Consider the following 24,049-nt stretch of genomic DNA (forward strand, 5'->3'; position numbering starts at 1 on the left):
CCGCCGCAGCGCAGCCCGCGCAACCCGACCGCCGCGTTCATCCCGCCGCCGAAGCCGCCCCAGCAGGCCAAGCAGTCCCCGCTGAAGCGCAAGGGCGTGCTGGCCGGATCGGCGGTGGCCGTGGTCGCCGTGCTCGTCGTCGTGCTGGTCGTCCTGCTCAACGGCGACGACAAGACCAACGGCGGCGCCTCGCAGGCCAACGCGGGCGGCATCACCGCCCCCACCTCCGCGCCGCCCAGCACGCCCAGCAGCGCCGCCCCGGCCGACCTCGGCCAGACGGCCAACACCGGATCGGTGGACTTCGGCTCGGCGGGCCAGGTGGTCAAGGCCTACCTCGACAGCTCGGGATCGCCCCAGGCGTGGGGCCTGCTCACGCCCGCCGCGCAGGCCGTGTTCGGCAGCCAGCAGGCGTTCCAGCAGTACTGGGACGAGCACGAGATCGAGGGCTACAACTCGATCCGCGCGGACAAGGGCGCCAACGCCGACGGTTCCGCCGACATGTCCGTTTCGATCGACGGGGTCGGCCGCGTCTCCTGGCGCGTGGTCAACACCGCGGCCGGGCTGCGGATCGACGCGAACACGAAACTCGGCTGACCTACCCTGGTCGGTATGACCGAGAGCGGCCGCAACCCGCGCTTCGACGACGACCTGGTCGGGCTCGACCCCGACGATCCGGAGGCCCAGGCGTTCGCGCGGCACCTGGACCGGATGCAGCGGTGCGAGCCGGGTTTCACGGTCGAGGGGACCCTGCACAACGTGGCGGAGTTCGCCGAGTCCAGCACCCGGGTCGGCGGGCTGCGGTGGTGGATCGCGGCCACCGTCGTGGTGCTGCTGGTCCTCGGCGTGATCGTCGCCTCGTGGGACATCGTGGTACGGGCCGTGCAGTGGCTCGCCGAGTAGCCTGAAGCATATGAAACCTCGCATGGAACCCGTCGTGGGAGCCACCCCGAAGGTGGTCAAGTCGGACCAGGAGTGGCGCGAGCAGCTCTCCCCCGAGGAGTACGCCGTGCTGCGCCAGGCGGGCACCGAGCGGCCGTTCACCGGCGAGTACACCGACACCAAGACCACCGGCATCTACGAGTGCCGCGCGTGTGGCGCCGAGCTGTTCCGCAGCGACACCAAGTTCGAGAGCCACTGCGGCTGGCCGTCGTTCTTCGACCCGTCCTCCTCGGACGCCGTGCTGCTGCGCGAGGACCGGTCGCTGGGCATGGTGCGCACCGAGGTGCTGTGCGCGACCTGCCACAGCCACCTGGGCCACCTCTTCGAGGGCGAGGGCTACCCGACGCCGACCGACCAGCGGTACTGCATCAACTCGATCTCCCTGCGCCTGGTGCCCGCGGAGTAAAACCCGCGCCACGACACGCACCCGCCCGCTACCCTGCGGGTGTATGGGGGCGTACTGGGGGTTGTCCGCCCGGGAGTTCGCCGCGCTCTACGCGGCGCTGATCCTGGTGCCGCCGGTGGTGCGGCTGCTCGGCCCGGTCCTGCTGCGGTACCGCCGGATACGGCCCGGTGCCGAGCGGGTCACCGCGGTCGAGCTGGCGGTGCTGGCCGGCGGGCCGGACCGGGCCGTCGACCTGGTGCTCGCGGACCTGGTCGCGCGCCGGTGGATCCGCGTGGACGCCGGTGGCCGGCTGACCACCACGACGACGCGGTCCCCAGGGGAACCACTCGCCATCGCCGTGGTGCTGGCGGTGTCGTTCTGGCGCGGCCTGGCGACCGCGCAGACCCTGCGCCTGCACCTGGCGGACAGCCCGCAAATCGGGGAGGTCGTGCGCGGGCTCGCCGCCCGCGGGCTGGTGGTGCCGCCCGGTGACGTGTCCGGCATCCGGGTCGCGTCCCGGGTCCTGCTGGTCGGGGTCGTGATCAGCACGTTCGTCGGCGGCTACGCGGTGGCCGCCATCCCGGTGATGCTGGCCGGGGTGCTCGTCCTCGGGGCGGCCGAGCTCGTCCCGTCGCCGAGGCGCACCGTCGCGGGGAGCCGCTTGCTGCGTGGCGCCACGGTTCTGGGAACCACCGCCGGGCCGGGTCCGTCGAACGGCCAAGTCCGGGGGTGGATTCGGAGGTGGCGGGGTGGCTGGTCCGGTGATCCTGGCGGTCGGTGACGGGCCCGCGTTCTGGGGCCTGCCCGCTTCGACGTTCCTCCCGCTCTTCGCCGCGTTGCTGGTGCTGCCCGTGGTGGTGCGCTTGTTCGGTTCGCGGCTGCTCAAGCGGCGCGGCGGCGGGCCGCACCACCCGCCCGGGCTGATCGAGCTGGGGTTCCTGGCGGGCGGCCCGGTGCGGGCGACCGACACCGCGCTCGCGGATCTCGTGGAGCGGCAGCGGATCCGGGTGAGCAGTGGCGGGAGGCTGTCCACGACCGGCGGCCACGCCCCGGCCGACCGGCTGAGCGCGGCGGTCTGGACCGCGGTGCGCGACGGCCGCGGCACGTGGACCCTGCACGACGTGCGCGCGGCGGTGGTGGGCCGCGCCGAGTTCGACGAGCTGCGCGACCGGCTCGCCGGGGAAGGGCTCCTGGTCACGCCCGGGGCGGTGCGCAACGTCCGGCGGCTGGCGACGCTCCTGCTCTTCGCGGTCGTGGTCCTCGCGTTCCTGGCCTTCCCGGACGGCACGTTCGTGCTGGCGGTGCTGCCGGCCGGGCTCCTCTGGGCGCTCACCGACCGGCGGCCACGCGGCCCGGCCAGGACTTCGACCGGTGACACCGCGCTGCGGGTGGCGGGCATGACCACGGGCGGGGCCGCGCAGGCGGTGGCCCTCGGTGGCCTCGCCCGCCACCCGGACCAGGCCATCGCGCAGGCGCTGCTGTCGGCGCCGCCGCCGCGGAAGCCACGGCGCCGCGGAGGCTGGTCCGGCTCGTCGTCGGGCTACGGCTGCGGGTCGTCGGGCAGCTCCTGCGGAAGCAGCTCGTGCGGAAGCGGTTCGTGCGGCGGAGGCAGCTCGTGCGGCGGCGGTGGTGGTTGCGGGGGTGGCGGCGGTGGTGACTGAGCGCTTCGGGCCGATCGGCTTCACCGACTACGCGGGCCTGCGGGTGGGTGGGCTTGCGGCGGGTTCGACCTCGGGGCTCGACGACTGCGGTGGCGATGGTGGAGGCGGTTGCGGTGGCGGTTGAGCGGCTGGGCGTGGGCATCGGGTGGCGGCCGGAGATCGACCTGTCGATCGCGCGGCTGCCGGGTGTGGAGTGGGTCGAGGTGATCGCCGAGAACCTGCACCCGGGTCGCCTGCCCGCGGCGCTGGTGGAGCTGCGGGAGCGTGGCATGCCGGTGTTGCCGCACGCGGTGTCGCTGTCCCTGGGCGGCGCGGAGCCGCTGGACACGCGGCGGGTGGAGCACCTCGCGGCGGTCGCCGACGAGCTGGACGCGCCGCTGGCCAGCGACCACGTGTGTTTCGTGCGCGCGGGCGGGCTGGACGCGGGGCACCTGGTGCCGCTCCCCCGCACACGGGAGGCGCTCGATGTGCTGGTGGAGAACGTGCGGCTGGCGCAGTCGATCGTGGGCAGGCCGTTCGCGCTGGAGAACATCGCCGCGCTGCTGGAGTGGCCGGACGCCGAGATGAGCGAGGCCGCGTTCCTGGCCGAGCTGACGTCGCGGACCGGGTGCCTGCTGATCGTGGACGTGGCGAACCTGTACGCGAACGCGCGGAACCTGGGCGCGGACCCGGTGGGGTTCCTGGAGGAGGTGCCGCTGGAGCGGGTGGCGTACGTGCACGTCGCCGGGGGCGTCGAGGCCGACGGCATCTACCACGACACGCACACCCACCCGGTGCTGCCGGAGGTGCTCGACCTGCTGAGCGAACTGCGGCGCCGACGGGAGCCCCCCGGAGCGCTCCTGGAACGCGACGGCGCCTACCCACCGGACGACGAACTGGCCGCGGAACTGGCCGCGATCCGGGAGCGCCTGTGAGCGGGCGCGAGGGGCTGGCCGCCCAGCGGGCCGAGCTGCTGCGCGCCCCGATCCGGGAACACCCCGGAACCTACCGGGATGCCCGGCGAGCCAAACTGCTGGCGCCTGGTTGGCCACCGAACCTGCCACGCCCCGGGAGTACCAGTGAGCGGCCGGAACGAGCGCGGCGGCCCGCCAAGCCAACTGCTACACGCCCCGCTGACCCCACCCCGGGAGCACCTGTGCCCAACCGGAAGGAACTCGCGACCCAGCAAGCCGAACTGCCACACGACCCGCCGGCCGCCGAACCCACCGCGACCCGGAAGCACCTGTGCCCAGCCGGGAAGAACTCGCCACCCAGCAGCCAAACGGCTGCGCGCCCGGCCGGCCACCGAACCCGCCACGCCCCGGGAGTACCAGTGAGCGGCCGGAACGACCGCGGCGGCCCGCCAAGCCAACCACTGCACGCCCCGCTGACCGCGACGCGGGAGCACCTGTGACCAGCCGGGAAGAACTCGCCGCCCGGCAGGCTGAGTTGCTGCGCGCCCTGCTGGCCGGCGGGGTTCCTCCGGCGGGCTTCGACCCCGGCCGGGTGGCCGCCGAGGTGCTCGCCCTGCGAGCCAAGCGCCGCTCCATCGTCGCCGACCTCAGGCCCGATCTCTTCCGCCTGCTCGGCGACCGGTTCCGCCCCCTGTTCGACGCCTACGCCGAAGCCACACCCCGCACGGACGGCACCGGCTACCGCCAGGACGCCGCGAACTTCGCCGCCTGGCTCGCCGAGCGCGGCGAACTCCCCCGGCGGCGCTGGTGGTCCCGCTTCACCCGCTGACCGACGGCCACGCCAACCACGCTAGTGCGCCGTGATGCCGCCGTCGACGACGATCTCCGCGCCCGTGACGAAGGACGACTCGTCGGAGGCGAGGAACAGGATCGCCGCGGCGATCTCGTCCGCTGTGCCCGCTCGTTTCATCGGGGTGCGCAGGATGTCGGCCTGCTGGTCGCCCTCGATGTCGAGGATGTCCTGGATCATCGGTGTCGCGATGACGCCGGGGTGCACGGAGTTGACCCGCACCCCCCTCGTCGCGTACTCGACGGCCGCCGTCTTGGTCAGCAGCCGCACCGCGCCCTTCGAGGCGTGGTAGGCCGCGGCCGACCCGCCGCCGATGATGCCCAGGATCGACGACACGTTGACCACCGACGCGTTCCCGCTCGCGCGCAGCAACGGCATCGCGGTCTTCATGCCCAGCCAGGTGCCCTTCTGGTTCACCGCGATCACCCGGTCCCAATCGGCCTCGGCGGTGTCCTCGATGCCCGGCCAGTCCACGATTCCCGCCACGTTGACCAGCACGTCCAGCCTGCCGAAGCGCTCCGCCGTCCTGGCCAGGGCCGCCTGCCAGTCCCGCGCCGAGGAGACGTCGAGGTGCACGCGCAGCGCGTCCTCCCGCTCCGGCCCGCTCCCGGTGACATCACCCAGCACCAGCCGCGCCCCCTCCCGGGCGAACAGGGCCGCCGTGGCCGCCCCGATCCCACCCGACGCGCCCGTGATCAACGCGACCTTGCCGTCCAGCCGTCCCGGCATCCCGCTCCCTACTACCGCTGCCATCACCCCCCGATCCTGCAGCGACGGGAGCGGGCCAGCCAGGGTGCGTTACTCCCAGGACCGCGCTAAAGCCACTCCGCGACCGCACTCCCTGGCAGCGGCGGCCCGGAAGTCCACATCGGACGCGGCACCATCCCACCCGGACAGGTCACGTGACGCACCAAGCCGAACTCACTCCCGGTCTCGGCAAGGAAATCCGAGAAGTCCACAGTGGATCCACCAGGAACCCGGCCCAGTCCGTCGAGCCACCGCCCCGTCCGGGCCAGCGCGAGGCGCACCCGCCTGCTGCCGCCCTCGACGGCCCGGTTCCGCAGCGCGACCATGGCGGCAGCCGCGGCCAGCCAGCCCGTCGCGTGGTCCAGCGCCTGCACGGGCAACGGCCGGGGTTCCTCGGCGCCCCAAGCGATTCCCGACGCCATCTGCGCCAGGCTGTCGAACCCGCGCCGACCCCGCCACGGGCCTTCCCAGCCCCACGCGTTCAGCTCCACCAGCACGATCCCGGGCCGCGCCGCCGCCAGCCGCTCCGCCGTGAACCCCAGCCCGGCCAGCGCGCCCGGCCGGAACGACTGCAACACGACATCCGCGGACCCGATCAGACCCCACAACGCGGAACGCCCGGCCTCGGTGCGCAGGTCCAGGTGCGCCGAGCGCTTGCCCATTCCGGTGTCGACCACCAGCGGGTGCACGACCGGCAGGTGCGCGGCCCCGATGTGCAGGACGTCCGCGCCGTGCGCGGCCAGCACCCGGCCCGCGACCGGACCGGCGATCACGTGCGTCAGGTCCAGCACCCGCACCCCGCCCAGCGGCCGCGGCGACTCCGGCAGTGGCCGCGCCGGGGCCGTCCCCACCAGCTCCTGCACCACGAGCGGTCCGTCCAGCGCCCGCCCCATCGCGCTGTCCAGCCACTCTTCGCGGGTGCGCATGGCTGCCGCCGCCCCGCCCGCGGCGACCACCGCCTCCTGCACGTCCCACGCGTCCCGTGCGGCGACCGCCGACGCCACCGCCGCGCGGTCCTCGGTCACCCCGAGTGCGCGGCACACCGCCGCAGCGTGGTGGGGGTAGTTGCAGTGCAGCCGGACCCAGCCGTCGGCCGCGCGGTAGTCGCCGGACAGCGGCGCCCACGCGTCCCCGGGCGGCTCGCCGTCCACCCGCACCAGCTTCTCGCTGGAGAACGCCGCCGCGGCGTGCCGCGTGTCGGCCGACACCGCACCGGGGTCGATTCCACGCAGCCGCAACAATTCCGCGGCGGCCAGGGTGGCCGCGGCGACGCTCATCGACGCGGCCGCCGCCACCCGGTACGGCCCGGGCAGCACCGTTTCCGGGCCGGTGATCTCGACCGGGCCGGGCGCCTCACCGGTCAGATCGCGCCACAGCGCGCCGAACACCTACGGCAGGTTCAGGATCAGCTCGGCCGGAACGACCTTCGTGCCGGTGTAGAACGGGATCTCCTCCCGCACGTGCCGCCGCGCCTCGGTGCCGCGCAGGTGCCGCATCAGGTCGACGATGCGGTGCAGCTCGTCGGCCTCGAAGGCGAGGATCCACTCGTAGTCGCCCAGCGCGAACGACGCCACCGTGTTGGCGCGCACGTCCGGGTAGTCGCGGGCCTCCTTGCCGTGGTCGGCGAGCATCTTGCGGCGCTCGGCGTCCGGCAGCAGGTACCACTCGTAGGAGCGGACGAACGGGTACACGCAGACGTACTTGCGCGCCTCCTCCCCGGCCAGGAAGGCGGGGATGTGGCTGCGGTTGAACTCCGCGGGGCGGTGCAGCGCGAACTGGCTCCACACCGGCGTCGACACGCGGCCCAGCGGGGTGCGGCGGAACCCGGTGTAGGCGGCCTGCACCTGCTCCGGGGTCTCGGCGTGCCACCAGATCATGTAATCGGCGTCGGCCCGCAGCCCGGCGACGTCGTACACGCCGCGCACCACGACCCCCTTGCCCTCCAGGGCGTCGAGGTACTCGGTGGTCTCGGTCGCGGCCTGGCCGCGATCCTCGGGGAGCCGCCCCGGCTCGACCCGGAACACCGACCAGGCGGTGTAGCGGATGGTGTCGTTGAGCTCCTGATAGTTCAGCCGCGCCATGCCCCCATCTTGGCACTGCCCGGAAACCCGCTGCTAGCGCACCAGCTGTGAGGTGATGCGGGTCGCGGCCGCGGTGGCCGTCGCGATGCACGCCGGCACCCCGACACCGTGCAGGGCGGCCCCGGCCAGCGCCAGCCCGGGCACCTCGGCGACGGCCCGCTCGGCGCGCTCGACGAGGTCCAGGTGCCCCGGCCCGTACTGCGGCAGCCCGCCGCCCCAGCGGGTCACCACGACGTCGAGCGGCTCGGCGGTGATCCCGGTCAGCTCGGCGAGGTCGTCGCGCACCAGGCGGACCAGGTCGTCGTCGTCGCGGTGCAGCGCGCCGGGCTCGCGGAAGCGGCCGACCGAGCCGCGGACCAGCACCGGGCCGGTGTCCAGGTGCGGCCACTTGCGGGTGGAGAAGGTGAAGGCCTTGGCGGCGAACGGCTCGCCGTCCGCGCGGCGTTCCCGCGCCCCGATCAGCACCCCGGACGCGTCCGGCAGCTCGGTGCCCGGTGGCAGGGCCATCGCCACGACCGCCATGGACGCCAGCTCGACCTCGCCGAGCGCCGACGACGCGGCCGGCGCGGCACCGTCGAGCAGCTTGCGGGCCGCCGGCGCGGGCACCGCGAGCAGGACGGCGTCGGCGTCGATCAGCTCGTCGCCGATCTCCAGCTGCCAGCCGCGCTCCCGCCGCCGCAGCGCGGTGACCGGCCGTCCGAGGCGGATGTCCGGCTTGGCCAGCTCGACGAGCCGGTCGACGAGCGTGCCGAGACCGCCGGGCAGGGTGCCGAACACCGGCGCACTGCTGGGCTGGGACGGGATCAACCCGGCCGCCGCAGCGGTCAGCGAGGGCGCGCCGCGGTCGATCGCGGTGGCCAGGGCGGGGACGGTGGCGCGCAAGCCGAGACCGTCGGCGCCGCCCGCGTAGACGCCGCCGAGCAGCGGGTCGACCAGCCGGTCCACGAGTTCGTCGCCGAAGCGCTCGCGTAGCAGGGCGCCCAGCGCGGTGTCGGACTCCAGCGTCACCGGGGGCAGGTCCGGCTCGGCGGCCACGCGCGCCCGGCCCTTGTCCGAGAGCACCTCCGCGACCGCGTCCGGCGAGCCCGGGATGCCCATCAGCGTCCGGCCGGGCAGCGGGGCGAGGTGGCCTCCGGCGCGCACGGTCGAGCGGGCCTTCGCCGGGTGGACCAGCTCCAGCCCGAGCTCGGCGGCCAGTCCCACGCCTTCCGGGCGCCGGGCGAGGAAGGCCTCCGCGCCCACGTCGTAGCGCACGCCCGCGACCTCCGCGGTGCGCAGCTTGCCGCCGAGGCTGTCCGTGGCCTCGACGAGGGTGATCGCCGCGCCGTCGCCGAGCGCGCCGCGCAGCCGGTACGCCGCGACCGCGCCCGACACGCCCCCGCCGACGACCGCGACGTGCATCAGCCCTCCAGGCTGTGGACGAGCTCGACGACGCGGGCCAGCACGTCGGGATCGGTGCCGGGGGGCACGCCGTGGCCGAGGTTGAAGATGTGCCCGGCGGCGGCGCGGCCCTCCGCGGCGATGCGGCGCACCTCGGCCTCGATGACCGGCCAGGACGCCTGCAGCAGCGCCGGGTCCAGGTTGCCCTGCACGACCGGCACGGGCTCGCCGTGCGCGGTCAGCCGCCGCACGGCCTCGTCCAGCGGGACGCGCCAGTCGACGCCGACCACGTCGGCCCCGGCCTCGCGCATGGCGGTCAGGAGCTCGCCGGTGCCGACGCCGAAGTGGATGCGTGGCACGTCCAGGTCCGCGACCGCGCCGAGCACGCGTGCCGAATGCGGCAGCACGAACTCGCGGTACTCGCGCAGCGTCAGCGCGCCGGCCCAGGAGTCGAACAGCTGCACCGCGTCCGCGCCGGCTTCGATCTGGCCGCGCAGGAAGGTCACCGCGATGTCGGCCAGCTGTCCGGCCAGGTCGTGCCACACCTCGGGTTCGGAGCGCATGAGGGCCTTGGTGCGCTCGAAGCTGCGGCTGGGGCCGCCCTCGATGAGGTAGGACGCGAGCGTGAACGGCGCGCCGGCGAACCCGATCAGGGGGGTCTGGCCCAGCCGCTCGACGAGCAGTCGCGTGCCGTCCAGCACCGGCTCGAGCCGCTCGGGCTCCAGCGCGGGCAGGCTGCGGACGGCGGCGGCGTCGCGCACCGGCTCCGCCACGACGGGCCCGGTGCCGGGCACGATGTCGACGTCGATACCGGCGGCGACCAGCGGCACCACGATGTCGCTGAAGAAGATGGCGGCGTCCACGCCGAGGCGGCGGACCGGCTGGAGCGTGATCTCGGCGATCATCTCCGGGTCGAAGCAAGCCTTGAGCATCGGCACGCCCTCGCGCAGCGCCCGGTACTCGGGCAGCGAGCGGCCGGCCTGGCGCATGAACCAGACGGGCAGACGCGCGGGACGACGGCCGCGGGCGGCCGTCAGGAAGGGGGACCCGGCGAGGTCCCGGCGGCCCGTGCGTGGCCGCGACTGCGCAGTAGTGGACATCGTCAACCATGGTGCCACGCGGCCCTGGGGCCCCTTCCCTCGGCGCGTCTGCCGCCCGGTGCCCGTTCGCCGTCCTACAGTCGGGCTGTGACCGCGATGACGCATGCGCCCGAGATGTTCCGTGAAGCTGTCGCGGCGTTGCAAGCGATCCGGCCCCGGCCGGAGATGACCCTCGAACCCGTGCGCGCGCCGCAGCGCCTGGCCCCCTGGTCCTACGCGCTCAGCTGCGACGCGACGGGTCCGGCGGACGTGACGGCCACCGGCCGCCTGGTGCTGCTGCACGACCCGGAGGGCCCGGAGTCCTGGGACGGGGTGCTGCGGATGGTCGTCTACGTGCGCGCGGAGATCGACCGGGAACTGGCCAGCGACCCGTTCCTGCCCGCGGTCGGCTGGTCGTGGCTCACCGACGCGCTGGAGACCTCCGGCGCGTCCTTCACCGCGCTGGGCGGCACGGTCACCGAGACCTCGTCGGCGCGCTTCGGCGACATCAGCGGCCCGGCCCGCACCGACGACCTGGAGCTGCGGGCGTCCTGGACGCCGTCGGACCAGCACCTGCGCCCGCACGGCGAGGCGTTCTGCCAGCTGATGTCGAGCGTGGCCGGGCTGCCGCCGGTCGGGGTCTCGCTGTTCGGCCACCGCCAGAGCGGCTGAACGACCCCCGCGACGCGCCGAGTGTGACGTAGACCTCACTCCGCGGCCCGCGGCGGCGTCGATAGAGTTCGGTCCCGCGGCCTCCGGTCACCCTGGCGATCCCGGGGCGGGGGCTCTCCGTAGATCCACACGAGCCGCCTACGCTGCGCAAAGAGTTCACGTCAGTCGATCTGATGACCCCACTGGTCCAATCGGTGAACGCTGTAGAACACAGTTCGTGAGCAGATGCACGGTCCGTATGCACGCGCAGCAGCCTGCCCCCAAAAAGGCCATATCGCTGGCACTCTGCGACGCGTTAGCCACAGGCAGTTTATTACTCCGAACGTGGTACAACGATGCCAGCTAGTAACTACCCGATCGAGATAGATACCCGTTCGATCCCCCCGCGGAAGGCGATCGGCGGCTAGAGTGCCTCTTCGACGACACCACTTTCGGTCTAGAGCTGGCGCGGCTGATCGGCCGAAAGTACCCGGTGCCGGTCGGGGGGCACGACCGACTCCAGGGAGGTAGTGACGTGGCTGCCGTCGGCTTGTCGCAGGCCGTCAGATCCACGCCAGCCGGTGCTTTGCCGGCGAGCATGGTCCCGCACCCGCGGGAAGAGCTGTTTTCGGTGCGGGTGGTCGACGACCACCCGCTCCTGAGGGAGGCGATTGCCGCACGACTCGCACAGATGGGTGCGGGCACCGTACACGAAGCTGCCTCGGTAGCGGAGGCGAGGGCGCGGGCGACCGCGACGGGTCCGTGCGACCTGGCCATCCTCGACCTCGGGCTGCCGGACGGGAGCGGGATCGACCTGGTCACGGAACTCCGCAGCCAGGGCTGGCCCCGCATCGTGGTGCTCGCCTCGTCCGACGACCCGTATGCCGTGCGCTCGGCCTTCCAGGCCGGTGCCCAGGCGTACCTGCTGAAGTCGGCCTCGCCCATGGTGGTGACCGACGGGGTGCGCCGGGTGCTGGACGGCGGGGTGTACGCGGACCCGAGCGTGGCCCCGGTGCTGGCGACCGGCACGCGGGTGCCGGGCACCGACAACACGCCGCGGGAGCTGTCCGCGCGCGAGGTGGAGGTGCTGCAGCTGGTCGCCGACGGCCAGTCCAACAAGGAGATCGGCGAGGAGCTCAGCCTCTCGGCGCTCACCGTCAAGTCGCACCTGTCCCGGATCGGGCGCAAGCTCGGCACCGGCGACCGGGCGCAGATGGTGGCGCTGGCGATGCGAGCCGGCGTCATCCGCTGATCCCCAGCCGATAACACGACCCAACGGACGGGCGTACCGGTGACGGTGCGCCCGTCCCGTAGGGTTGACCGACGTGGAAACCGCAGATCAAGTGCCTGATACCAGCGAACCGGACGTCCCGGTCACGCTCAAGGAGCCGGCCGACGGGACGCCGGACGTGGTGGCGGACGAGCCGGCGCTGGCGCGTGCCTGCGAACGGCTGGCGGCGGGCACGGGTGCGATCGCGGTGGACACCGAGCGCGCGTCCGGCTACCGCTACTGGCCCAAGGCCTACCTGGTGCAGTTGCGCCGGGAGGGCTCCGGCACGGTGCTCGTGGACCCCATCGCCCTGGAGGGCAGGCTGGGGCCGCTGCAGGACGTGCTGAACGGCGAGGAGTGGGTGCTGCACGCCGCCTCGCAGGACTTGCCGTGCCTGGCCGAGCTGGACCTGGTTCCGGGCAGTCTGTTCGACACCGAGCTGGCCGGGCGGCTGGCCGGCTACGAGCGGGTGGCGCTGGGCACCCTGGTGGAGAAGCTGCTGGGCTACCACCTGGAGAAGGGGCACAGCGCGGCCGACTGGTCGAAGCGGCCGCTGCCGGTGGACTGGCTCAACTACGCGGCGCTGGACGTCGAGCTGCTGATCCCGCTGCGGGAGAAGCTCGAGGCCGAGTTGGACGCCCAGGGCAAGCTGGACTGGGCGCGCCAGGAGTTCGAGGCCGTCCGGACCGCCCCGCAGCCCCCGCCGAGGAGCGAGCCGTGGCGGCGCACGTCGGGGATCCACAAGGTCCGCACCGCGCGGGGCCTGGCGGCGGTGCGCGCGCTGTGGGAGGCCCGCGACGAGCTGGCCCGCAAGCGGGACCGCGCGCCGAGCCGGGTGCTGCCCGACAGCGCGATCGTGAACGCGGTGCTGGCGGAGCCGAAGTCCGTGGCCGAGCTGCAGGCGCTGCCGGTCTTCGGCGGACGCGTCCAGCGGCGCTACACGGGCAACTGGTTCCGCCACCTCCAGGCGGCGCGCCAACTGCCGCGCGACCAGCTGCCCAACCCGGCACAACCGAACGACGGCCCTCCCCCGGCGAACCGCTGGGCGGACAAGGACCCCGACGCGGCAGCCCGCCTGGCCGCGGCCCGCGCCGGGTTGGCGAAGATCGCCGACCACCACCAACTGCCGGTGGAGAACCTGTTGCTGCCGGACCTGTTGCGCCGCACCTGCTGGCGCCCACCAGAGGACAGGAGCCTCGAGGCGGTCTCGGCGGCACTGGCCGCGGGCGGCGCACGCCCGTGGCAGGTGGAGCTGACGGCGCCGGTGCTGGTAGAGGCTCTGCAGGCGACCGCCTGAGCAGCCCCACAGCGAAACGCAAGCCGGCAACGAAAAGCAAGTGACTACCCCAACCAGACCTCCCCCGCCCCCGATCCACAGCCGATCTTTAGTCGCCGACCAGTCGTGTCAAGGCACGCTTTCCCGCCTTGACACGGCTGCTCGGCGACTGAAACACAATCAGGCATCGGGGGCGGGGGTGGTCGGAAGGTGAGCATTTTGAGCGCCGTGAGGCGCATTCCGCCCGCAGGGCGGGCTCTTCGCCGCGCGAAGCCGCGGGTTTAAAGATCAAAAGAGTCCTCGCCGGACGGGCAGGCTCCGGGATGACCAGGGGTTGGGTGCCTCGTCTCACCTCGGGTGGGTGGTCGCTGGGTGGTCATCCCGTCGCCTTCCGGTTTGTGCATATCACCTTGAGCCAGGGCCGCAAGGTTGGCATGTCATCTCACGCGAGCACGGAGGTTGCGGCCCTGGCTCAAGGTGATCGCGCCGGTGTCAGGCGACGGGATGACCACCCAGCTCGGGTTGTGTTCACAGATCAGCTCTCGCCGCTCGAAAAGGTGGTCCTACCCACCACACTGGTTACCCATCGGTAACCGGGGCTAGAGTGGCGTCATTACCGCCGGGTAACCGGCGGTCCCAGAGCTGACAGAGGGAGCACATCGTGGCTGCAACCCCCCTTGCGCCGACCGCGCGGGCGGTGCGCACCGTGGCCTTCGTCGAGGGGGTCCGCACCCCGTTCGGCAAGGCGGGTGACAAGGGCATCTACGCCAACACCAGGGCCGACGACCTCGTGGTCAAGGTCATCCGCGAACTGCTGCGCCGCCATCCGGAACTGCCGCCGGAGCGGGTGGACGACGTCGCCATCGCCGCCACGACCCAGACCGGCGACCAGGGCCTGACGATCGGCCGCACGGCCGCCCTCCTGGCCGGTCTGCCGCGCTCGGTCCCCGGCTACGCGATCGACCGCATGTGCGCCGGCGCGATGACCGCGGTCACCACCGTCGCGGGCGGCATCGGCTTCGGCGCCTACGACATCGCCATCGCGGGCGGTGTCGAGCACATGGGCCGCCACCCGATGGGCGAAGGGGTCGACCCCAACCCGCGCATCGTCGCCGACAAGCTCGTCGACCCGTCCGCGCTCGTCATGGGCCAGACCGCGGAGAACCTGCACGACCGCTTCCCGGCCATCACCAAGCGCCGCGCGGACGAGTACGCCGCGCAGAGCCAGGAGCGCTACGCCGACGCCGTCAAGGCCGGCAAGATCGGCCCCGAGCTCGTCCCGGTCGCGATCCGCTCCGAGCTGGGCTGGGGCCTGGCCACCGAGGACGAGCCGCCCCGCCCGGGCACCACCGTGGAAACCCTGGCGAACCTGAAGACCCCGTTCCGCCCGCACGGCCGGGTCACCGCGGGCAACGCCGCGGGCCTGAACGACGGCGCGACCGGTGCGATCCTCGCCGACGAGGAGACCGCCCGCGAGCTGGGCCTGCCCGTCGCGATGCGGATGGTCGGCTACTCCTTCGCCGGCGTCGACCCCGAGGTCATGGGCGTCGGCCCGGTGCCTGCCACCGAGAAGCTGCTCAAGCGGACCGGGCTGTCCATCGACGACATCGGCCTGTTCGAGATCAACGAGGCGTTCGCCGTGCAGGTCCTGGCCTTCCTGGACCACTTCGGCATCGAGCAGACCGACCCGCGCGTCAACCCGTGGGGCGGCGCGATCGCCTGCGGCCACCCGCTGGCCTCCTCCGGCGTGCGGCTGATGACCCAGCTGGCCCGCCAGTTCGCCGAGCACCCCGAGGTCCGCTACGGCATCACCACGATGTGCATCGGCCTCGGCATGGGCGGCACCGTGATCTGGGAGAACCCTGCCTACGACGGGAGTGACAAGTGACGTTCACGGTTGAGCAGGCCAAGGCCGCCTTCCCGGACGAGGTGGTCACCCGCGCCACCACGCGCCTGATCCGGGTGCCCGGCCTGGACAAGCAGGTCGCGCTGATCACCCTGGACAACGGGCACGACCACACCCGCCCGTCCACGTTCGGCCCGCAGGGCCTGGTGAGCCTGAACGCCGCGCTGGACGAGGCGTTCGCCGCGGAACCGGCGGCCATCGCGGTCACCGGCAAGCCGTTCATCTTCGCCGTCGGCGCGGACCTGTCCGGCGTCGAGGCGATCAGCGACCCGAACCTGGCGCACGAGATCGCCGAAACCGGGCACGCGGTGTTCCGCCGCCTCACCGACTCGGCGATCCCGACCTTCGCGTTCGTCAACGGCGCGGTCATGGGCGGCGGGCTCGAACTGGCCCTGTCCTGCCACTACCGCACGCTGTCGGAGTCCGCCGCGGCGATCTCGTTCCCCGAGGTGTTCCTCGGCCTGTTCCCCGGCTGGGGCGGCACGCAGCTGCTGCCGAACCTGATCGGCCCGGACGCCGCGGTCACCGTGATCATCGAGAACGCGCTGAACCAGAACAAGATGCTCAAGCCGGCGCAGGCCGCGCAGCTGGGCATCGTCGACGAGCTGCTGGGCAGCGCGGACTTCCTGGAGCAGTCGCTGCTGTGGCTGGCGAAGGTCGTCAACGGCCAGGTCACCCCGCAGCGCAAGGAGATCGACCGCGGCGCCGGCTGGGACGCGGCGATCGCCCGCGCCAAGGCCATTGTGGACGGCAAGACCAAGGGCGCGTCGCCGGGCGCGACCACAGCCGTCGAGCTGCTCGAACTGGCCCGCGCCAACGACCTCGACGCAGGCTACGCGGCCGAGACGCAGGCGCTGGCGCAGCTGCTGATGGACGACACGCTGCGCGCCGGGCTGTACTCGTTCAACCTGGTCAACAAGCGCGCCAAGCGCCCGGCCGGCGCGCCGGACAAGTCGCTGGCGCGCAAGGTGACCAAGGTCGGCGTGGTCGGCGCGGGCCTGATGGCGAGCCAGCTGGCGCTGCTGTTCGTGCGGCGCCTGAAGGTCCCGGTCGTGCTGACCGACGTGGACCAGGCGCGCGTCGACAAGGGCGTGTCCTATGTGCACGGTGAGATCGACAAGCTGCTCGGCAAGAAGCGGATCTCGCCGGACGAAGCGAACCGGCTCAAGGCGCTGGTCAGCGGTTCGCTGGACAAGGCCGCCTTCGCGGACGCGGACTTCGTGATCGAGGCCGTGTTCGAGGAGATGGGCGTCAAGCAGCAGGTCTTCGGCGACCTGGAGAACTACGTCAAGCCCGAGGCGATCCTGGCGACGAACACCTCGTCGCTGTCGGTGTCGGAGATGGCGTCGAAGCTGCAGCACCCGGAGCGGGTCGTCGGGTTCCACTTCTTCAACCCGGTGGCCGTGCTGCCGTTGCTGGAGATCGTGCGCGGCGAGCAGACCGACGACGCGGCGCTGGCGACGGCGTTCGCGGTCGGCAAGCAGCTGAAGAAGTCCAGCGTGCTGGTCAAGGACGCCCCGGCGTTCGTGGTGAACCGGCTGCTGCTGCGCTTCCTCGGCGAGGTGCTGACCGCGGTCGACGAGGGCACCCCGTTCGACGTGGCCGACCGCGCGCTGGAGCCGCTGGGCCTGCCGATGTCGCCGCTGACGTTGATGCAGCTGGTCGGCCCGGCGATCGCGCTGCACGTCGGCGAGACGCTGCACGCCGCGTTCCCGGAGCGGTTCCCGGTGAGCGAGAACCTGAAGAAGTTCGTCGCGTCGGGCAAGACCGCGGTGTGGCAGTGGGACGACAAGGGCAACCCGAGCGTCGACCCGGAGGTCGCGGCGCTGTGGCAGCAGGGCGACCGGCCCTCGACCGCGGAGCAGCTGCGCGAGCGGGCGCTGGCCGCGATCGCCGAGGAGATCCGGATCATGCTCGACGAGGGCGTGGTCGCGGAGGCGCAGGACATCGACCTGTGCCTGATCCTCGGCGCGGGCTGGCCGTTCTGGCTCGGCGGCATCACGCCGTACCTGGACCGGACCGGCGTGTCGCAGAAGGTGACCGGCAAGCCGTTCCTGGCACCGGGTGTGGCCTCGGTGCCGGCGTAACCGCCGAACCTGGTGGCCCCCTCGCGCGTCCTACTGCGCGAGGGGGCCTTTCCCCGTCTGGGGAACAGCCACGGCCCACCCGCGAGCACCGCAATCGGAGACCGTCGTCCGCCGACGCTGGGCCGATTCGACCCGGCCCAGCCGGTAGAGGATCGCCCATCCCAGGATGACGCGTGCGTACAAACCCGCCGGGCATGTCGCAGCACGCCCCGGCCCCTGTCGACGGTCGGTCCTACCTGGTCTGGATCGCCTGACCGGTCGTGGACGCCCGGACGAACAACTCCGGCTCCAGGCGCTCGGACTCCGGTGACTGTCCGTTGAGGACGGTGACCAGCAGTTCGAGCGCGCGCCGCCCCATTTCGTGCATCGGGGAGCGGACGCTGGTCAGCGGGACCGGCAGTTCGGCGGCCAGCGGGGTGTCGTTGAAACCCGCCACCGCGACGTCGGCCCCGGGGCGCAGGCCGGCGTCCCGCACCGCGCCGAGTGCGCCGATCGCCGCGAAGTCGTTCACGGCGAAGATAGCCGTCGGCCCGGTCTCCGCCAGGAGCCGCTCGGCCGCCCGGTGGCCGCCGACGGTGTCGAATCCGGAGTGGACAGTCGCGACCTCGAGACCCTCCTCGCGGTACCGGTCGGCGAACCCGGCCGTCCGGTCGATGCCGGTGCTCGCGAACGGCTCCCCGGCGATCACCCCGGCCCGCCGGTGCCCCAGCTCCAGGAAGTGCTCCGCGACCAGCCTGCCGCCGCGGTAGTCGTCGCAGGTGACCGACGGGTGCCCGCCCGCGTGGCGGCTGACCAGCACGAACGGCACGCGCCGCTCGGCCAGCTCGCCGGTGAACTCCCCGTCGTGGTGCGCGTCGCCCAGGATGAGGCCGTCCACACGGCGCGACAGCGCCAGCTCCGTGCGCGCCCGCTGCTCGGCAGGCCGGTCGTGGCTGTTCATCACGAACGTCGCCAGCCCGTGCCCCGCCGCCGCGTCCTCGATGCCCTCGTAGATCGTGGCGAGGACGACGTCGGACAGCCGCGGCACCAGCACCCCGACGAGGTTGCTGCGCTGCGTGCGCAGGCTCTTCGCGTGCGGGTTCGGCCGGTAGTCCAGCCGGGCCGCCCACTCCCGGATCGCGTCGGCGGTCTCCCGGGAGGCGGCGCGCGCGGCGTCCTCCGGCGACCCGTTGAGCACGCGGGACACCGTGGAGATGTCGACCCCGGCGCTCTGCGCGATGGTCCGCAGCGTGGCCGGCCGCTTGCGCTCCGCTCGACCCACTTCCCAGCCTTCCGCCCGGCCACCCCTTGACGGCGGCTCCCGGGCTCCTTGATACTACCCAAACGATTTTCCCAAACGTTTGGGTACACGAGCAACACGGACCCAAACGTTTGCGCAAGGAGAGGAACACCGTGTCGTCATCCCTCGGGACCAGGCTCGCCCCGCCACCCGGCGCCGGCTGGTTCGCGCACCGCCCGGTGGCGGGCCTCGCCGCGGACCTGCGCGCCGGACGGCTCACGCCACGTGACCTGGTCGAGACCGCGCTCGCCGAACTCGCCCGGTGGGAGCCGGTGATCAACGCGTTCGTCACCGTGGACGAGGCCGGCGCCCGGGCCGCCGCCGACCAGGCGGGGCGCGAGCTGGCGGCGGGCGTCGACCGCGGCCCCTTGCACGGCGTCCCGGTCGCGGTCAAGGACGTGATCGACGTGCGCGGGCTGCCGACCACCGCCGGTTCCCGCCAGTTCACGGACCACGTCGCCACCGCGGACGCAGACTGCGTGCGACGGCTCCGCGCGGCGGGCGCGATCGTCCTCGGCAAGACCGCCACCCACGAAATCGCCTTCGGGCCGACGGGTGACCGCGCCGCGAACGGCCCGGCCCGCAACCCCTACGACCCGGGCCGGATGACCGGCGGGTCGAGCAGCGGCTCGGCGGCGGCGGTCGCGGCGGGCGTCGTCCCGCTCGCGCTCGGCACCGACACCGGCGGCTCCGTCCGGATCCCCGCCGCGTGCTGCGGAATCGTCGGCCTGAAGCCGACGCACGGCGCGCTCAGCACACACGGCGTCCTGCCCTTGGCGCCGTCGCTGGACACCGTCGGCCCGCTGGCCCGCACGGCCGCCGACGCGCGTCTGCTGTGGACCGTCGTGAGCGGAGCCAAGCCCGGAAACAAGACATCCCGTGTCGCGTGGCTGCCACCGGACACGATCCACCCGACCGCGCCGGAGGTGACCGCCACCGTCCGCGAGCGCCTGCGTGATCTCGACGAAGTCGTTGTCCCGCAAGCGGAAGCGCTGCGCGCCGCGTACGCGGCGATCCAGGGCAGCGAGGCCTATGCCGTGCACGCGGAGCGGCTCGCCGACCGGCCGGACCTGTTCGGCGACGAGGTCCGCGACCGCCTCCGGGCCGGTGGCGAAGTCCGCGGCTGGGAGTACGTCCGTGCCCGCGAGCTGCGCGACCAGGTCCGCGGCGAAGTGCTGGACCTGCTGCGGGAACACGGGATCTTCGCGCTGCCCACGACCCCGCTGCCCGCCCCGCCGCTCGATGCGCGCACCTCCGACGTCGGCGACGTGCGAGCCGCGCTGCTGTCGCTGACCAGCCCGTGGAGCGTTCTCGGGCTGCCCGCCCTGTCCGTCCCCGCCGGTCTCGTCGGTGAGCTGCCCGTGGGACTGCAGCTCGTCGGCCCGCCCGGCTCCGAGCACGACCTCCTGACGATCGCCGAACACCTCTGAAGGGAACAGCCGAATGTCGACGAGCGCCATCACCGCCGCTGCCGTGCAGTGCGACCCGCAGGTCGGGCTGGAGAACAAGGACAAGAACCTCGCCCGGACCCTCGAACTGGTCACCGAGGCCGCCGACCGGGGCGCGAACCTGGTCGTGCTGCCCGAGCTGGTCAACACCGGCTACTCCTTCGCCACGCGCGAGGAGGCCTACGCGCACGCCGAGGAGCTGTCCGGCCCGACGGTGCAGGCGTGGACCGAGCTGGCCCGCAGCCGCGGCATCCACCTCGTCGGCGGCATCACCGAACTCGACGGGGTCCGCCTGTTCGACACGGCCGTCCTCATCGGACCGGACGGGCTGATCGGGCACTACCGCAAAACCCACCTGTGGCACAAGGAAAAGCTCGTGTTCACGCCCGGCGACCTCGGGTTCCCGGTGTTCGAGACCCGCATCGGCCGGATCGGCCTGCTGATCTGCTGGGACATCTGGTTCCCGGAGGTCGCCCGCCTGCTCGCGGTCCAGGGCGCGGACGTCATCTGCAGCGTCAACAACTGGGTGTGGACGCCGCCGCCGCTGTTCGACGACGCCGGCCGGTGCATGGCCGCCTACCTGACGATGACCGCTTCGCACGTCAACGGTGTGCCGATCGTCGCGGCGAACCGGGTCGGCGAGGAGCGCGGCGCGAAGTTCCTCGGGTGCTCGCTGATCACCGGCACGAACGGCTGGCCCGTGAGCGAGGTCGCCACGCCCGAGGGCGACACGATCGTCTACAGCGGACTCGACCTGATGGCCACCCGGTCCGCGGCGATCTGGAACGAGCTCAACGACCTGCCGCGCGACCGCCGCACCGACCTCTACGATCCGCTGCTGGGGTACCGCGGCGGCCAGGCCTACCCGCGGTGATCCCGGTGCTCACCACGACCCGCCGGGCGACGAAGCCCGCCGGTGCGCTCGGCCGCTGGCTGGCCGGCGCCGCGCTGTTCGGGGTCACCGCGGGGCTCGCCCTGCTGCTGGCCCGCGTCACCGGTTCGCTGCCGCACGTCCTGTCCGCCTACGACGAGTGGCAGGAGCAGGCCTACCAGCAGATCCCGCAGTTCCTGCGCTGGGTCCTGGGCGACACCACCGAGGCGCAGTTCTACAAGTCCGCGCTCGGCGGGGTCGGCCTGCTGGCCGGTGGCTGGATCGCGCACGTCGGATGGCGGCGGGGCCGCCGCTGGGCCGGGTTCGCGGTCAGCGGGGGCAGCGGGCTGTGGCCGTGGGTCACCGCCGCGGCCCTGCTCGGGCTGCTGCTGTCCAACCTGGCCTGGGGGTGGACGATCCCCGCGACCGGCGCGTGGCAGCCGACGTTCGTGGCGTTCGTGTCGGTGCCGCCCATGGTGGTCCTGACCTACGGCGCGGGGTGGCGGGTCGCTGCCACCGGTGCCGTGCTCGGCGCCGCGCTGACCACGCCCGTCGCGTTGCTGCTGGTCAACTTCGTGTGCGTGCCGCTGGGGCAGCCCGCGGTGCTGGGCTCGGTGACCGCGATGTGGGTCAGCGCGCTGATCGCGTTCCCGCTGTGCCGCCGCCTGCCGTGGCTCCCGCGGCCGGTCCCGCCGCCCGCCGCGGAGCACAGCGTGCCGCGGCAAGGGCCGGTGTGGGTGGTGCGGCGCGTGCTCGCCGACTTCACCGAGGCGCCCTTCCACGGCAACGAGATCGCCTCGCTCGGACTGCTCGCCGGGACGGTGCTGACCTACCTGCTCAACCCGCTGACCCCGGTGTACGGCAGCGGTCTGCTGCCCGCCCTGCTCACCGCGCAGGTGCTCACCGCCACGCTCGGCGTGCTGGTGTACCGACGGCAGTGGGCTCGGCTCGGCTGGTACCCGACGTTCGTGCCGGTCGTGTCCGTCGCGCCCGCGGTGGTGCTCACCTACGGGCCGACGTGGCCCGCCGTGCTGAGCGGCGCGGTGCTCGGGGCGCTGGCCGCTCCCCCGCTGGCCGCGTTCGCGTCCCGGCGCATCCCGCTCGGCGTGCATCCCTGCGCGGGCAACATGTTCGCCATGACGGTGTGCACCGGCGTCCTCGTTCCCCTGCTGGACATCGTTCTGTGAAAGGAAAACCGATGGAGATCCTGCGGTTCGACCGCGACGGCACGACGCTGACCGCCGAGCGGCGCGACGGTGACGGGCCGCCGGTGGTCGTGGTGCCCGGCGTGATGGCCGACGCCGCGTCCTGGCGGCCGGTCGTCGACGCGCTCGCGCTGCCGAACCCGGTCGTCGTGCTGAACCGGCGCGGCCGGGCGCCCAGCGGCCCGCTCGGCGACGGGTACTCGCTGCGCACCGAGATCGACGACCTGCACCACGTGCTGGACACCCTCGGCGGCGACGTGGAACTGTTCGGCTGGAGCTACGGCGGGCTGATCGCGCTGGAGGCCGCGGTGCAGCGGCGGGATCTGCGGTCGGTGGTGGCTTACGAACCGGTGTCGAGCCCGTTCGGTGTCCACGCGCTGGAGTCGTTGCGGGCGGCCGAAGGCGATCTGGACCGCGCGGTGGAGATCGTGAACCGCGACGTGTCCGGGTTCTCCGCGGAGTACGTGGCCGAGCTGCGGGAGAGTCCGGTGTGGCCGGTGCTGCGCCCGCTGGCCCATCCGCTCGCGGCCGAACTCGCCGCGCTGAACGCGCACGAGCCGGCCTTCGACCGCTACCGCGAGCTCGACGTGCCGGTCACGTTGCTGCTGGGCGAGGTGAACGAGGGAGCCGAACCGTACGGCACGGCGTTCGCGGTGTTCGTGCGGGCGCTGCCCCAGGCCCGGCGGATGGTCATGCCCGGGCAGGGGCACCTCGCGCACGCCCAGGCACCGGAGGTGCTGGCGAAACACCTCGCGGCGGCGATCCGGCCCTAGGACTGCGCCCCTTGGTGAGGCGAGGGGCCAGGTCCTTGGTCGGCGGCGGCAGGCGCACCAGCATGCTGCTGGCGCCCGGAAAAGAGGGCTGCGCGCCCGGAGTCGAGGCGCTCGCGGTCGACGGGGAAGGACCCGGCCGGTCCCGCGGCCAGACTGAGCACGAAGATCCATCTTGCGATCGATGGGCGCGGGTCACCGACGCGAGTGCTGCTCACCGGCCAGGCCGCATCCCTCGACCCGGCAGGCGATGCGGGACCGGCGAGTCCGATTCACCAGCCCGGAACGGGAGGACACTTCCTAGGCGAGGGGGTCTCACAGTACCTGCATCACCAGGGTCTCCCGGACGTCCAGGACGCGTGTCACTTTGGTTGAGCCGGCTCCCAGCCGGCCGCATGCTTCCACGACAAAAGGGACGAAGACCCATGGCGGACGACCAGTTCACCACCCACGCGGATCTCTTCGATCTGAGTGGGAAGTACTCACTTGTCACTGGTGGCACCAGGGGCATCGGGATGATGATCGCGCGGGGCCTGCTGCAGGCGGGCGCCCGCGTCGTCATCAGCTCACGCAACACCAACGCGTGCACGGAGGCACAGCGTCTGCTCTCCGAATTCGGCGACGTTCAAGCATTCCCCGCCGACCTGTCCAGGTACGACGAGTGTCAGCGCCTCGCTGATCTCGTCAAAGGCGACTCGGATCGCCTGGACATCCTCGTCAACAACGCGGGAGCGATGTGGCGCGAGCCGCTGGAGACGTTCCCGGCCGAGGCCTGGGACACGGTGATCGACCTCAACCTCAAGTCGCCGTTCTGGCTGGTGCAGGCGCTGCTCCCCGCTCTTCGCCGGGCGGGCACCGCCGACGATCCCGCGCGGATCATCAACATCGGCAGTATCGCCGCCATCCACGTCGCCGAGTCGCCCAACTACTCGTACGCCGGCAGCAAAGCCGCGCTCCACCAACTCACCAGGGTGCTCGCCAGGGAACTGGGCCCCCAGCACGTCACGGTGAACGCGGTGGCCCCAGGAGTGTTCCCGTCGCAGATGATGGCGGCCACGCTCGACGCCATCGGCGACGAGATCGCCGCGAAGGCCCCGCTGCGCCGGCTCGGCCGCGACGACGACATGGCAGGTGTCGCCGTGTTCCTCGCCAGCCGCGCCGGGTCTTACCTGACGGGCGCCATCGTCCCGGTCGACGGCGGCATCGCCACGACCGCAACGGGTACCTAGGCGTTTTGCCGGCGGCCCCCGGGCTCGACGGGGGTACCAGCA

22 protein-coding genes and 1 pseudogene are annotated in these 24,049 nt (G+C 72.9%); 17 read left to right on the forward strand and 6 right to left on the reverse strand.

From position 1 onward, the window contains the following. From AMY39116_RS46665 to AMY39116_RS0335650, 7 genes and pseudogenes are all read left to right on the forward strand, one after another. A pseudogene (locus AMY39116_RS46665) lies at window positions 1-594 on the forward strand (serine/threonine protein kinase); the annotation flags it as partial. Window positions 595-609: 15 nt separating this feature from the next. Next, window positions 610-900, forward strand: a complete 291-nt coding sequence (locus tag AMY39116_RS0335625) for a hypothetical protein (protein WP_020422370.1) — start codon at window positions 610-612, stop codon at window positions 898-900. 22 nt (window positions 901-922) lie between these two features. Continuing rightward, the gene (gene msrB / locus AMY39116_RS0335630; protein ID WP_020422371.1) at window positions 923-1,345 is read left to right on the forward strand and encodes a peptide-methionine (R)-S-oxide reductase MsrB; all 423 of its coding nucleotides are present in this window, start codon (window positions 923-925) and stop codon (window positions 1,343-1,345) included. 43 nt (window positions 1,346-1,388) lie between these two features. Next, on the forward strand, window positions 1,389-2,105 hold the full coding sequence (locus AMY39116_RS44140; protein WP_020422372.1) for a TIGR04222 domain-containing membrane protein: 717 nt from the start codon (window positions 1,389-1,391) through the stop codon (window positions 2,103-2,105). After that, window positions 2,074-2,985, forward strand: a complete 912-nt coding sequence (locus AMY39116_RS47985; RefSeq protein ID WP_304413089.1) for a TIGR04222 domain-containing membrane protein — start codon at window positions 2,074-2,076, stop codon at window positions 2,983-2,985. Before AMY39116_RS44140 ends, AMY39116_RS47985 begins: the two co-directional genes overlap by 32 nt. A gap of 95 nt (window positions 2,986-3,080) precedes the next feature. Further along, a complete protein-coding gene (locus tag AMY39116_RS0335645; protein ID WP_027936510.1) occupies window positions 3,081-3,899 on the forward strand; it encodes a DUF692 domain-containing protein in 819 nt (272 codons plus the stop codon). A 475-nt stretch (window positions 3,900-4,374) separates the two neighbouring features. Then, a complete protein-coding gene (locus AMY39116_RS0335650; protein WP_020422375.1) occupies window positions 4,375-4,707 on the forward strand; it encodes a hypothetical protein in 333 nt (110 codons plus the stop codon). A 21-nt stretch (window positions 4,708-4,728) separates the two neighbouring features. On the opposite strand, the gene AMY39116_RS0335655 is transcribed toward AMY39116_RS0335650, so the two are convergent. From AMY39116_RS0335655 to hemE, 5 genes are all read right to left on the reverse strand, one after another. Next, entirely contained in the window at window positions 4,729-5,457 is a 729-nt protein-coding gene (locus AMY39116_RS0335655) for an SDR family NAD(P)-dependent oxidoreductase (protein WP_020422376.1), read from the reverse strand. An 86-nt stretch (window positions 5,458-5,543) separates the two neighbouring features. Beyond that, complete coding sequence (locus AMY39116_RS0335660) at window positions 5,544-6,863, reverse strand: CoA transferase (protein ID WP_020422377.1); 1,320 nt, start codon at window positions 6,861-6,863, stop codon at window positions 5,544-5,546. After that, a complete protein-coding gene (hemQ, locus tag AMY39116_RS0335665; protein ID WP_017983668.1) occupies window positions 6,864-7,556 on the reverse strand; it encodes a hydrogen peroxide-dependent heme synthase in 693 nt (230 codons plus the stop codon). A gap of 33 nt (window positions 7,557-7,589) precedes the next feature. Beyond that, window positions 7,590-8,957, reverse strand: a complete 1,368-nt coding sequence (gene hemG / locus AMY39116_RS0335670) for a protoporphyrinogen oxidase (protein ID WP_020422378.1) — start codon at window positions 8,955-8,957, stop codon at window positions 7,590-7,592. Further along, complete coding sequence (gene hemE / locus AMY39116_RS0335675; RefSeq protein ID WP_027936511.1) at window positions 8,957-10,036, reverse strand: uroporphyrinogen decarboxylase; 1,080 nt, start codon at window positions 10,034-10,036, stop codon at window positions 8,957-8,959. Before hemE ends, hemG begins: the two co-directional genes overlap by 1 nt. A gap of 87 nt (window positions 10,037-10,123) precedes the next feature. Here hemE and AMY39116_RS0335680 point away from each other — a divergent pair, with 87 nt between their 5' ends. The 5 genes from AMY39116_RS0335680 to AMY39116_RS0335700 all read left to right on the forward strand — a co-directional run bounded on the left by AMY39116_RS0335680 (window position 10,124) and on the right by AMY39116_RS0335700 (window position 17,205). Next, on the forward strand, window positions 10,124-10,687 hold the full coding sequence (locus AMY39116_RS0335680) for a DUF3000 domain-containing protein (protein WP_027935123.1): 564 nt from the start codon (window positions 10,124-10,126) through the stop codon (window positions 10,685-10,687). A gap of 577 nt (window positions 10,688-11,264) precedes the next feature. After that, the gene (locus AMY39116_RS44145) at window positions 11,265-11,918 is read left to right on the forward strand and encodes a response regulator transcription factor (RefSeq protein WP_020422381.1); all 654 of its coding nucleotides are present in this window, start codon (window positions 11,265-11,267) and stop codon (window positions 11,916-11,918) included. Between the two features lie 73 nt (window positions 11,919-11,991). Continuing rightward, a complete protein-coding gene (locus AMY39116_RS0335690) occupies window positions 11,992-13,233 on the forward strand; it encodes an HRDC domain-containing protein (protein ID WP_369794395.1) in 1,242 nt (413 codons plus the stop codon). A gap of 676 nt (window positions 13,234-13,909) precedes the next feature. After that, window positions 13,910-15,100: a thiolase family protein gene (locus tag AMY39116_RS0335695; protein WP_020422383.1), complete on the forward strand. Its 1,191-nt coding sequence runs from the start codon at window positions 13,910-13,912 to the stop codon at window positions 15,098-15,100. After that, window positions 15,097-17,205, forward strand: coding sequence for a 3-hydroxyacyl-CoA dehydrogenase NAD-binding domain-containing protein (locus AMY39116_RS0335700; RefSeq protein ID WP_020422384.1), 2,109 nt, complete (start codon window positions 15,097-15,099; stop codon window positions 17,203-17,205). The genes AMY39116_RS0335695 and AMY39116_RS0335700 overlap by 4 nt, the downstream gene beginning before the upstream one ends. Before the next feature lie 232 nt (window positions 17,206-17,437). On the opposite strand, the gene AMY39116_RS0335705 is transcribed toward AMY39116_RS0335700, so the two are convergent. Next, on the reverse strand, window positions 17,438-18,466 hold the full coding sequence (locus AMY39116_RS0335705) for a LacI family DNA-binding transcriptional regulator (protein ID WP_020422385.1): 1,029 nt from the start codon (window positions 18,464-18,466) through the stop codon (window positions 17,438-17,440). Between the two features lie 131 nt (window positions 18,467-18,597). Between AMY39116_RS0335705 and AMY39116_RS0335710 the strand changes: the two genes are divergently transcribed. From AMY39116_RS0335710 to AMY39116_RS0335730, 5 genes are all read left to right on the forward strand, one after another. Continuing rightward, on the forward strand, window positions 18,598-19,914 hold the full coding sequence (locus AMY39116_RS0335710) for an amidase (RefSeq protein WP_020422386.1): 1,317 nt from the start codon (window positions 18,598-18,600) through the stop codon (window positions 19,912-19,914). A 13-nt stretch (window positions 19,915-19,927) separates the two neighbouring features. Then, window positions 19,928-20,806: a nitrilase family protein gene (locus AMY39116_RS0335715; RefSeq protein WP_020422387.1), complete on the forward strand. Its 879-nt coding sequence runs from the start codon at window positions 19,928-19,930 to the stop codon at window positions 20,804-20,806. A gap of 5 nt (window positions 20,807-20,811) precedes the next feature. Further along, complete coding sequence (locus tag AMY39116_RS0335720; RefSeq protein ID WP_235716281.1) at window positions 20,812-21,990, forward strand: hypothetical protein; 1,179 nt, start codon at window positions 20,812-20,814, stop codon at window positions 21,988-21,990. Between the two features lie 11 nt (window positions 21,991-22,001). Beyond that, window positions 22,002-22,781 carry an alpha/beta fold hydrolase gene (locus AMY39116_RS0335725; RefSeq protein ID WP_020422389.1) on the forward strand — a complete coding sequence of 260 codons (780 nt, stop codon included), beginning with the start codon at window positions 22,002-22,004 and terminating at the stop codon, window positions 22,779-22,781. A gap of 422 nt (window positions 22,782-23,203) precedes the next feature. Continuing rightward, the gene (locus AMY39116_RS0335730; RefSeq protein WP_020422390.1) at window positions 23,204-24,007 is read left to right on the forward strand and encodes an SDR family oxidoreductase; all 804 of its coding nucleotides are present in this window, start codon (window positions 23,204-23,206) and stop codon (window positions 24,005-24,007) included. Window positions 24,008-24,049: the final 42 nt, after the last annotated feature.

Source organism: Amycolatopsis sp. ATCC 39116 (assembly GCF_000231075.2).
GTDB lineage: Bacteria > Actinomycetota > Actinomycetes > Mycobacteriales > Pseudonocardiaceae > Amycolatopsis_E > Amycolatopsis_E tucumanensis.